This is a genomic window from Providencia sp. PROV205 (assembly GCF_028479505.1).
Lineage (GTDB): Bacteria > Pseudomonadota > Gammaproteobacteria > Enterobacterales > Enterobacteriaceae > Providencia > Providencia huaxiensis.
On the sequence record NZ_JAMPNU010000020.1, the window covers coordinates 57,121 to 68,611 of the forward strand.

The window sequence follows — 11,491 nt, forward strand, 5'->3', positions numbered from 1 at the left end:
TATGTAAGAGTTCAGCTCGCTCTATCATTCGTACCCAGCATTGGCTACGAGTGAAACTGCTTTCTGATGCACTCGATGTAAGCGCATGAGAAAGGAGCCGAAATCGGCTCCAAGTGAACGTTAAAAGTAAAATGAGCTCGGCGAGTCACCTGGCAGAACCAAGTTATCTTGCTCAAGACTGATTTTGATTGGTGTTTCAACGGGCTGCTCTGGCTTATTGGTGCTAATGCGCAACCGCTCTTGTGGCGCTTTTCGGTAAGCAGCTAAAACCTGTTCATCCAGCTCTCCTAACTTATCGGTGGCCAATTGCTTATAGTCCACCGTGCCCGCCATCATGTAGCGGCTGAGTTTGACCCCAGCATAGTCGGCATGAGCGTAGTTACCCATCATGGCGACCAATTTTGACTGGGCGTCTCGCATTTCCTCTTTCAAAGATTTAATGTGATTTTCCAGTCGGACCACTTCGGCATGTGCTGAGCAATACTGTCGAGACAGCGATGTCCAACGGTATTGGGCTTCACCCTTGGGAACAAAACAATCTTGCTCAGGGCATTTTGACGGTTCTTTTTTGGTCTGTACTAACTCCCAAAACTGAAGCGCTGTTTCTTGCAACTCAGTTAAGAACGCCGCGTCTCGTTGTATTTCAAACTCAATCAGTTGATCCTCAAAATAGAAAACCAACCAACCTCGCGTGCTATTGGCGACCAGTATTTGATGCTGTACTTGCACCCAATACAACTGGTACGCCTCGCTTTGTTCTCGGTGAGCTTGCACATCCTTAAAAACTGACTGGCAAGGACATTTCAGTTCAACGGGTTCGCCCGCATCGTTGATGCCATCAAAGCTGGCTCGAAAGATTGCGTTATGATCGGCTTCTGCACATAACGGCAGAAGAAAGTCATTATGCGCATTCTCAAATGCTCGCCTTGCTTGAGGCTCCAACCTTATACCGCGAAGCACATTTGGATTATTCGACAGGTCTTCCGGTAATACGAATCCGGTTTTTTCTGCCCATAATCGCCAAGGTGTTTTGTAGGGTGAACGCCCCATAATAATTGGGGCTTCAGATGCCGTAACCCCTGCAATGCGCCACTGGTGCCATGCAGGAGTACGCTGTGATAGGTCGATAACCTTCATATTGCCTCCTTTGAGGGGAGACTCCCCCGAAGGAGAGAACTCCCCTTCAGGGTTAAGTGGTTACTTTGCAGCTTGTGCTAACGCTGTTTGGTGCTGAACAACACTTGCTTGAACCGAATCAATTGCCGCTTTACCGGCTTGAATCGAACCTACGACAAGGGCAACAACCAATACCAAGCGAAAAAGTGAGGCTGATTTAGTCATGGAAGATCTCCAAAAAAAAGACGAGACCTTCCCCCTGACGGGAGAATAATCCCGCCAGGGTTCGTAAAATGAATGCGTGGCGCTAAGAAGCTAAAGGCTGTGTGAGCGCTTTGGCTGCTTGTTGCTGTGCATTAAATATTTCTTGTTTCGCAAACGTCAGTTCAACACCTTGAAAATGTTCATTGGCATATTCCAATGCACTATTCCAAGCGTTTGAAGCTTCCGCCCGCTCGATAAGCTTGTAAACAAGCCCTCGGGTTCGTGAGTCAACTTGCTCGGGTGGAATCACAGATGGCTCAACAACGTGTGTTGCTTGGCCTTCGATAATTCGCTCCGCTTCGTCTTGATCGAAAATTCCCACAAAGCCAAACGCAATGCGGGAACACTGGATCATGGATTTATGCCTTAGCATTCGCTTAGTGTGCGTCTGCCATGGACCATCCACACGGTAAGGGCCATTTTTGCCGTTACCTTCAAAAGGCGGTCGATAGACTTCATCCAGGTACTCAGTGATTTTGACTGGGTGCGAACGGTCGCGCCGATAGATAATGCATTCCATCCATTCCGGGCATTCTTTCGCGCCATCCAGTGAGACTTTGGTTTCTGAAGTCTTGAACTCCATGCCATCAAACTGGTCGTGTTGATTGATGATGCGAGACCATCCATCGACACCTACCACTGGAATGATTCCAGCTTGTTTATCAGGGAACGCAAAAATCTCTTTGGTGAAAGGGTTCAAGCCGTACTGATCTGCAACCACCAAGAGCGCCATCATCTGCTCATTGGTCGGTGCACTACCGTCACGTTGCTTGAATGCTGTTGCTTTTAGGGTATCGAACAGTTTGTTTGGATCGACACTAAAGCGCTCAGCAAAGCGTTGGATTAGCTTTGGTTTTTCCATTGTGGACTCCGACAATCAAAGTGGGAGTCTGCCCCTGACGGGAAAGTACTCCCGGCTGGGTTAAAGCATTTTTGCTCGGTTAAAAATCTGGTTCAGGATAAGTTTGTGCCCAATTAGCTTGGGAGCTCACATCATCCGCCGGTGATGGCTCAGATGCTTTATTCACACTATCAAGAAGCAGAAACTCGTCCGCGTCCACTTCGGTCAATCGATGCTTAATGCCATCTTTCTCCCATGAGCGCGTGCGCTGAGGCCCTTGAACAAAAAGCTTCGCTCCTTTTTGGATTAAATCTTTTGCCCTTAGCCCTAACTTAAATCCACCACGATCTCGAAAAACGACCCGATGCCATTCCGTATGCTCTTTGAGCTCATTGGATTGCCGGTCGCGCCATTTCTCAGAAGTGGCCAGCGAAATGCTGGTCACCAAATCACCTGATGGATAGGCTCGCGTCTCTGGCTCAGAGCCAACGTAGCCTATGAGTGTTACTTGGTTTTTCATGATGTTCTCCTTGTCTTAGTTGAACTCTGTGCACACAGTCGCTTCTGCCCGGCTGGGCAAAGAAGACTGACGACGCAGATAGGTTGGTATTTCGAGTAAAGCCATGTCGTACGGATGTGGCTCTTTGTAAAACGCAGATGTCAAACGGGGCATACCAGGAGCTTTAGGCACTGCCATTGGACGACGTTTTAGTGTTGGTGTGAGCAATCGCTTAATTTGAGTAAGTACAAATCGAAACGGACGCACGCTTTGACGAGCAAGCAATCGCAAAAGCGACCAGCTCAGTTTTGCAAGCAACATAATGCCTGCGATTTGGATAATAAATCCGAAGATATATTCCATTGGTGACTCCTTATGTTGGTTTTGAAGGAGTCACCCCCAACTGGGGAAAACTCCCCCAGTTGGGTGGTGAAAAGGCGAACCGTAAGGAACGCATGGTTGAGCATGTAAACATGCAGGCTATTTGTTTAAGGAGGCTAGCTACCTCTTAGTACCACTGAGAATACTCAGCGGCGGGCTTCCTTTGAGCTCATGCTCTCAGGCGCAGATATCACTGAAACAGATCAGCAATATTTGATAGTCAGTGTAACCGTCTTATCCAGACAGGGTAGTTAGAAAGATGCTCAATTCTTCCACTTAGCTGAAAGGCCATTACCTCACAGAGGATTAGTCTAGGGACTGATTATTGTCATATCAGGAGCAAACTTATGGCCCAAGCAAAACCCAATTACTCAAAACCCATCTTTGAACAATCATTCACAATTAACAGCTTACAGGCGCAACGTGTCGTTGACCGTGTTTTTAGGCGCACGGTCAGTGCGCTTTACGGAATCGATGTCATCCTACGCATCATTGGCGATGAGAACGAAATTGATGAAGTGGAACAGATCATTAGCCAGTTGATCGAGGATTGCGCTAAGGCGGTAGACAAAGAACAAGCTCGTTTGGACAAACTGATGGAGTCCAACGGCATCGATGAAGTACCTGACTACACCGACCCGATTACCTTCAACGCCAAAATCAGCTCGCCTCAGGTTGGTCAGTTTGTCGGCTTAGTTCGCAAACTCGATGCGTTGATGATCTCAATGGACACACTCTGGTTGTCTAGCGTGCTTAGCAACAAGCAACGTGTTGATGGCAACTACGCATGGCAACAGCGCATCATCAAGCTGGCTCGACGCATAATTGATATCGAAATTCGAGCACGAAAATCAGCCCAAGTTAAGGGTAAAGAAGCAGAAGTTGAGCAAGCGGTGCCTTCAACCGATGACGATATCACTGAAGAGGAAACAGATAACCCCGCCAACTAGCCAACTAGGCTCGCATCAACCAGCCCCTCTCGAAGGGGCTCTTCATCTTGCAGTATTTTCTATCAAAATCATTAAAATGAATTTAACTGTCATTTTTGGCCAATTTACATGAATAGAACTAATTTTCTCGTTACCTTCTTAATAGCGTTGTTCGCTATCCCTGCATTTGCAGAACACCCAACATCGTTCAGCCAGGCAAAACGATTTGCCCGAGAAATTTACCAAGACAACCAGAGTACGTTTTACTGTGGATGTAGCTATAACAATGATGGTGCGATTGATGCTGCATCTTGCGGATATGAACCAAGGAAGCAACCGAAACGAGGAGAACGCTTAGAGTGGGAGCACGTTGTCTCAGCTTGGGAAATTGGCCATCAACGCCAATGCTGGCAAAATGGTGGTCGTCGGAACTGTGAAAAGAATGATCCTGAGTTTTCTAAAATGGTTTCAGATCTCCATAACCTCGTACCATCTGTAGGAGAGCTCAATGGGGATAGGTCAAATTTTCGATTTGGCATGATTCCGAACGAACCAAGATCCTATGGTCAATGTGATTTCGAAGTTAATTTCAAAGACCGTCGAGCAGAACCACCAGCTAACCGTCAGGGTGATATTGCTAGAATCTATTTCTACATGCGAAATCAATACGGCCTAAGACTAAGCAGGCAACAAACTCAGCTATTTGAAGCTTGGTCAAGAATGGACCCTGTTGACGAATGGGAAAAAGTACGTGATTTGAAGATTAAAAGTATTCAAGGTAACTCGAATTGCTATGTATCAGATAGCTGTTAATTCAAAACTAGCTGAAATGAATTAGTTGGTTAAGGTTCGAACAACAAAGGGGCAATTACCAGATTAACATTACTCACTCAATCTAATCTGATAGCTGGCAACGTGCCAAAGCGGACTTTCGAATCTAGCTCGCTTTTGCTTGTTAAAGAAAATGCTAAGGTCGGTTTGTCCTATAGCTTCAACGTCAAGCATGGTGGTGAAGGCAAAATGCCTTCTTATTTCAGTTTAAAATGTCGAAATTTTCTTAACAGTCCTGATGTTTATTAAACCAGTAGCAATTTAACTGACAGTACACCAGAACACTACCTAGCTACTGAATTCCGCTCGTCAGGAACTACAACTGGGTTAATATTAAGCAGGAGTGGAAAGGCCAATCCGGTCGTTAATCTTATCTCGAAGGATTAATTAGGGGTGAAGCGAAAAGTTGCCATTTTATTTGTCGGGCTCACGTTCCCGCCCATGGCCTGACTAAACCCAAGTCACTATACACACCTTCTAATAGCTCTAAATCCAAGGGCCACTTTCGATGCAAGGTAGAGCGGAACCGCTTTGACAAGAAATACATTAACAAAACAAATGAATGCCTATACTCAACAGCTCCATCTTGCCTGTTTCTTATTCTGTCACATACATAACCATATTGGGCGTCTTCAAGAAAAGCTTGAAACTCATCAGTTGAGGTTTTCTTAAGTAAGTCATCAAGGCTACTAAGAACATAGTCGGTACTCTTACCGTCAACTATTAGTTCAATGTCGCTGAGTCGCTGCTGCGCTTCCTGATTTATGATGGTTTTCCATGCATTAATGTCCGCCGCTGCACTTTCAAGTGCCTGTTTGGCACTGCAAAGCAAATCATCAGTAGTTTCCATTAATGCCATGCTTTTAGCAAAGGTTCTATGAACTTCAGGTGAGGCGCCAATATTGCCCTTATAAATAGTATCATGTGCGAGTTCAGCATAGGCGTGCTGTAATAGCGTTCTCAATTGAACTTCGCACGGAGTACCGGCTTTTATCTCAACCCCTTTGTGGGTAATACCTTCTGTGGCATAGACAATATAATGAACAGACTGATAATCAAACATTCTAGGGTCATCATCCTTCCATTCATCGAACTCCTTATCCTTTGAGTAAGTCCAACTAACCGAATCTTGGACTATGTCTGAAAGTAACGCCAACTGAGATGTCAGTAAAACAACAAACCTAATACCAGCCTTATCTGTTATTTCTTTGTATGGTTCCCTGTACTTGTTTCGTTTTCTGACAAAAGCTTTGGTTACTAATGAATCAACCTGCTTAACCCTGTATGTAGGTGGAATCTTTACCCACTCCAGATACGCAGCCTTTGACCCCGTATGAGACAGAATTCCACTATTGATTTCATTTAGTACAAAGTCCGCCCACGCCTCGTACATAGGAAGTTCAGCTTCGTATAACTTTATAAAAGCTTCGCGGTTCATTTATTCTTGCTCTGTCAGCCTGCCTTTTATTTGCAGAGTAGTATGTTCATCAGTTACCTCAAGTACCTGAACCATCTCATCAAATGTTTCGGCAGGCGCAGTTAGTTTTACACTGGAAGAGAAGTTCATTTTCCGGTGCTGTAATTTTCGTCTTATTAACGTATTATCTTTAACTATAGCTGTAGTTGGAAAGTTCTTGTTTTCCATATAAGAAGCATAGTCATCTCGAAGCTCTTCATCCATGAACTGCTCTGCGAAGGCGCTACTTTGAATGGTGTTACTTTGGTCTGTTTTCAGGTAGGTGTGCAGAGCCTGCTGCAAATCTATTTTGGTTTCAGTGGATACATCGGCGGCATTAATAAAGCCTTTGGTGTATTCAAAAAAATCACGAGTTCTCTGCTCTGCGTTTTCTGGTATTCTCAACCCTAAAAAGCCCGAATAGAAATATCTTGCAGCTTTGCGGTCATCCTTTGCTTTGATATTGCTATCAAAAACATAAGCTTCAAAGTCGTCAGAATCTCTAATTTCCTCCCCGGCGCTGGCACCATCGACTTCAACAAAAACGCCAACTTTGTACAATTTTGATTGTGGCGTTAGTATCAGACTGTCAAGGAACTCCATTATAACCTGGTCATCATCTTCTTTTTCAACAAATCCTGCTTGTTGCTCTGCTTTGATAATGAATAAGCATCGCTTATTGGCGGCACCAGCAGTCCCATCAATTATAACCAGAGTTCCGCCAGGCCAATTTTTACTGGTATGAGCGGTGGTATGTAGCTCAGCAATTTCAACTGAATTATTTATAAAACCTGAGTCGTCATCGGTTAGTAATCTTGTGGCACAATGAAAGCAACTGGCTGCACCATCTTGTGCAATATCCATTTGGAGACTATGTGAACCGTTACCAAGGACACTACTAATTCGCTGTTGTAACTTATCTAATCCATTTGCATCAAGAATCGTTAGTGCCTTGCTTGGAAAAGGTGCTACTCGCCCCTCGTCATTTGGCTTATATACATTGTGTAGAATAATTCTACGAAAATTAAGGTTATCGAAAGTAAAAGACATTAACGACGCTACTCCCTGCATTATTGATTATTTATCTAAACTAACCCGCCCAGTTGATTTTTCATAGATGTTTTTAATGAAAAACTGGTAACTAACAGCCCCATTTTAGTGTTAAGATTTAAGGTGCTGTAGGCATTAAAATAAGCACGTATTCGGTCAGACCTAGGATAACGTGACATTCCAAGATTAGATCGTAGCTGTTATTAGAGTATTTAACCTAACCCGAAACTGTCCAAAAACGAGTTTGCCCGACTGTCAGTTCCTTGCTCATAGGTTTCAGTCCGACGAAATCTGACCCTATTCGAAACAGTAAGACAGATATGATCTACGACACACATCTGTTGAAAATTAGTCGCAGTTAACTCGATACATATTTTTTATTTTATTGCCCCATTAACCTAGCAAAACCGGGCTAACGGAGCAATTTCTTTTAATTGTTCCCCGAAATTTCTTCCGTCGCCTCCTGGCGTAATTTCTGAGCATCCATTCCGTTTAGCCTTTCAATAGCTCTGTCTGCGGCACTTTGACGGTTTCCATCAACGTTTAGCGTACTTCCTGATCCAGTGAGTCTCTCAAGATCCAGTGACGGTACTTCGGGTAGGTTGCCCGTGATCGACAAGATACCTATCCATTCATCCAAATTGACTTGGCTCCAATCTACCTGATTTAACTGACTCGCGGTCAAACCTTCACAGTTTGGTGACTTGGCACTGCCCCAACCAAGGCCCAATTGAGGACGTACTTGTTCTTGAATGATCCGTGAAAGCGGCGAAGTAAAGCAGCAATATGATTGCCGTTTCTCAACACAGGCACCTAAGAACTTAGACTTGCAGTAAGAGCCCACATAGTGGCAACTCTTCAATACCCGCTTAGCGTTCATCTCAAACTCACTCTGCTCACATTTCCAGATAAGCTGAATGAGGATCATGGTGACTGAATAAATCATGTAGGCCGTCATAACCGTACTCAGAACCGCGCCCGCAGCGCCCCCTAGGGCAAAGTTACCACCCGAAACAACACCATCGGCTCCAACCGCGCCACCAACGTTGCTAAACAGTGCCGATTGCGCCCCCGAACCAAAGGTCGTACCTACCCATTCAGCCGTTTTGTTGGTCAACACCTGCATGAAGCCAGTCGCAGCTTGCTCCGCTCCCGCGCCAGCAGCCGTTGATGGCCCAGCCCCCATAAGAGAGTCCCAAGCAGACACAAAGGGCTCTTTGACCGCACTCCAAGTACTCGTGATTGGCTCCCTAAGCGTATTCCAGGAACCATAGATTGCCGACGACGGATTCATGGCCATGACTGCCGTATCAAGCTTATTGACCGCCACAATCATTGTGATGTAATCCGATAACGACACGCCACTTGGCTTTTCACAGCAATCCACTATACCGCCAACGGCTTTTTTGCACTGGCCAGCATTACCTTTAAAGACCGTACACTCGACGTTATCTTGGCCATCAGCTCCCGTGCATGACATATCATTGGTCATAAACTGCGCCGCATTAAGCATCGCGGCGGCCTCTGCAAAGTTTGCCTGCTTGATTGACTCTGGCTCTAAACAATCTGTGCCCATACAGCGAACTGGCCCCTCACAGTTGTATTGAGTTTCCATTCGTGCATTTTGCACTTCAACGCTTTGTCCACAGTCATACACCAAACTTTGGATATAACAGAAGCCTTCATGACCAGCCCCGCCTTCAGTGCATTCGGTTCTGACATACTGGCAGGCCGGGTTTTGCTCCAGCGCGGCACACGTATTGGTGGTCGTGTTTTGTCCGTTATTGACGATGGTTTGTGTATTACCATTGGCATCTACCCAGCTATCTGAGCTGCCCATGTTGAACTCTGGATGAGCAGTCGAAGCATTGTAGGTCGCTTTTGCCCTCCAGCATGAGAGCCCCAGTCCATCAGAGCTGCCACGACTGGTTAAATGAGCAGGAGACGAAACAACCGTCGGATAAAGGCTTCCAAGATTGGCCAACTCGCCACTACCAACTGTTAACCCGTCGATTCGTTTTATGCCCGTATCCAAACACTGCCACTGCACCGCAGTGAACTGATCCGTTTGCATCAAGCATTGGTCTATGCCCGGATCACTTGATTGATGAACAACGTCTTGCTCTAAGTATTTGCCAGAGAAGGTCAAGGAAGCACTCAGTTTCGCAGGAGCCAAACACTTCTGAACTTCTCGGCTGCAAGTATCGAAATCGACTTTGTTCCAGCCGGACTCACATCTGGAACGCGTGACTTCCTGCGGTTCATGCCACGAAATAATCGACCCATTAACGACCTTGCACAATGAGCCAACCAAGGTTCCTTTTGGACAGGTCATTTCAGGGTATTTAATGGACGGTTTCGTCTCTGTGACCGTCTCCTTGTTGCCCGTCAATGAGAGTGTCGTTTTCCAGCCATTTGCCTTGGACGGCGACTCGGTGATTTTTATCTCAGTATTTTGATTATCAAACACTCTCAGCGTCGCGTTTCCAGTTTGCATAGTGCTGCTGTGCTGTGGAACAAAGCTGAGCGTTTCAGAGCTAAAGCAACCGCGCTCAATGGACCAGCTTTGTTGATGGGTTTCAGCGGATACACGTCGTTCTAACTGACACTCAGTAAGCGTGCTGATCTTCTCGCACACCTGGTAATCCGGTACATGCTTGGTTTCAGTAAATGGCGTAATCGTCTGAGTAGGCTCACAGGCCTCAAAACTACTCGGCATAAGATTGGATACCACGCACTTTGGATCGCTGGTTTGCAATCCACAGTCATAGGTATCGGTAAAACGAATGCATTCACCTTTATCATTGGTTTCGGCACATTCTGACGACATGAATCCACAGGAAGGATTCGCTTCAAGCACTTGGCAGGCCTGATTTTCAATCCCCTTATAGCTTTCATCATCCACACTGACTTGTACACGCCGACACAAAGGCGATATGCCAGCCACAGGGCTAGGGGCAAAATAGGATTCACAAACTGAAACACCATTGACCACCGTACATCCGTTGGTTGAAGACGGCTGATCCGTGCATTGAATGCTGTAGTCTGAAAACTTCGTCGGGATATCCGCTGCTTGTTCAATACAGGATTGTGGCGACCAACTATCATTCATCACCACCTTGGTTGGATCAAAGCGCACCTTGATGCGTGCATACCCCTCACCACTACCCGTAACCGATACGCGAATTTTAACTGGCACTTCTAAACCGGGCTCTACCGCTTTTAGCTTGGCAGTGAGATCGGTATTTGGATTGCGCTCCCAACTGGTACTGAGCTCGCAGCGACCTGCCGTTTCTGGTGGAAAGTTATTGTTCGGCCCAGACCAGACTTTCTGATCGCCAAGCCACACTTGCATGTAGTCATCCCATTTGGCGTACTCAAGAACGGCCGAGGTAATCGCATCGGGGTTCACGACCTTGAGTGTGATGGCCTGTTCGAACACTTTACAACTACCACTCCAGTAGTTGTCGCCAATACGTCCTATCCAAACTTCAAGACACCCCTCACCACAAGAGCGAAGGTTCATCGGTCCTGAAACATGCTCAATAATGCCTGCCGTGTAATCGTGAGTAATAGTGCAACTGTTAACCGCTGTATTGAGCCTGTCGCATTGCTGGTAATTTGGGCTACCTTCACCTTGAGACTCACAGCCTGGGAAGCTTTGCGTTAATAGATTGGGGTCAGTTTGAACCGCATCAGTTAATGCCCAAAGTGGATCATTGACCATATCTGGCCGAGACCTGTCTTTGATTTGCTGTAGCGAACGAAATGCTTCACCCGTAGCGCCACTTTCGGATGCCATGCTCTCTTGGCGCTGTGTCCCCAATTGATTCATACTGGCATCAGAGCCATAAACGCCCGTTAAGACATCCAATGAGCCCTGATCCATACCAGGGAAAAGCTCTTGCAAGTTAATGGACTCATGACCACTGCCATTCGGCACCGACAATGTATTGCCATTGAGTGCGGGCATCGTCCAGTTTTGCAGCAATTGCTTACCTTCCTGTTGTCCGCTTAGGCCGGATTGGCGCTGCACATCAGCGGCCACACCATGTAAGGGCAAGCACGCCATAGTGATTGATAAAATACCCGCTAACACTCGGGTAAAAAGTGTTGGTTTCATG

General features: G+C 46.1%; 10 protein-coding genes. 2 read left to right on the forward strand and 8 right to left on the reverse strand.

The annotated features are described in order from the left end of the window. Nucleotides 1-120: 120 nt before the first annotated feature. The 5 genes from PR800_RS12810 to PR800_RS12830 form a co-directional block, all read right to left on the reverse strand. The gene (locus tag PR800_RS12810; protein WP_272530985.1) at nt 121-1,137 is read right to left on the reverse strand and encodes a YqaJ viral recombinase family nuclease; all 1,017 of its coding nucleotides are present in this window, start codon (nt 1,135-1,137) and stop codon (nt 121-123) included. A gap of 60 nt (nt 1,138-1,197) precedes the next feature. Next, a complete protein-coding gene (locus tag PR800_RS12815; protein ID WP_000167275.1) occupies nt 1,198-1,341 on the reverse strand; it encodes a hypothetical protein in 144 nt (47 codons plus the stop codon). Nucleotides 1,342-1,423: 82 nt separating this feature from the next. After that, the gene (gene bet, locus PR800_RS12820; RefSeq protein WP_029628704.1) at nt 1,424-2,242 is read right to left on the reverse strand and encodes a phage recombination protein Bet; all 819 of its coding nucleotides are present in this window, start codon (nt 2,240-2,242) and stop codon (nt 1,424-1,426) included. A 79-nt stretch (nt 2,243-2,321) separates the two neighbouring features. Continuing rightward, a complete protein-coding gene (locus PR800_RS12825; protein WP_272530987.1) occupies nt 2,322-2,741 on the reverse strand; it encodes a single-stranded DNA-binding protein in 420 nt (139 codons plus the stop codon). 15 nt (nt 2,742-2,756) lie between these two features. After that, nucleotides 2,757-3,083, reverse strand: a complete 327-nt coding sequence (locus tag PR800_RS12830) for a plasmid-related protein (RefSeq protein ID WP_110076553.1) — start codon at nt 3,081-3,083, stop codon at nt 2,757-2,759. A 365-nt stretch (nt 3,084-3,448) separates the two neighbouring features. Here PR800_RS12830 and PR800_RS12835 point away from each other — a divergent pair, with 365 nt between their 5' ends. Further along, nucleotides 3,449-4,051 (forward strand): hypothetical protein, encoded by a 603-nt coding sequence (locus PR800_RS12835; RefSeq protein ID WP_110076552.1) that lies wholly within the window; start codon nt 3,449-3,451, stop codon nt 4,049-4,051. 108 nt (nt 4,052-4,159) lie between these two features. Next, nucleotides 4,160-4,843 carry an endonuclease gene (locus PR800_RS12840; protein WP_272530991.1) on the forward strand — a complete coding sequence of 228 codons (684 nt, stop codon included), beginning with the start codon at nt 4,160-4,162 and terminating at the stop codon, nt 4,841-4,843. Between the two features lie 445 nt (nt 4,844-5,288). On the opposite strand, the gene PR800_RS12845 is transcribed toward PR800_RS12840, so the two are convergent. From PR800_RS12845 to traN, 3 genes are all read right to left on the reverse strand, one after another. Then, on the reverse strand, nt 5,289-6,299 hold the full coding sequence (locus tag PR800_RS12845; RefSeq protein WP_272530992.1) for a GTP pyrophosphokinase: 1,011 nt from the start codon (nt 6,297-6,299) through the stop codon (nt 5,289-5,291). Beyond that, on the reverse strand, nt 6,300-7,367 hold the full coding sequence (locus tag PR800_RS12850) for a nucleoid-associated protein (RefSeq protein ID WP_272530993.1): 1,068 nt from the start codon (nt 7,365-7,367) through the stop codon (nt 6,300-6,302). 430 nt (nt 7,368-7,797) lie between these two features. Next, entirely contained in the window at nt 7,798-11,490 is a 3,693-nt protein-coding gene (traN, locus tag PR800_RS12855; protein ID WP_272530994.1) for a conjugal transfer protein TraN, read from the reverse strand. Nucleotide 11,491: the final 1 nt, after the last annotated feature.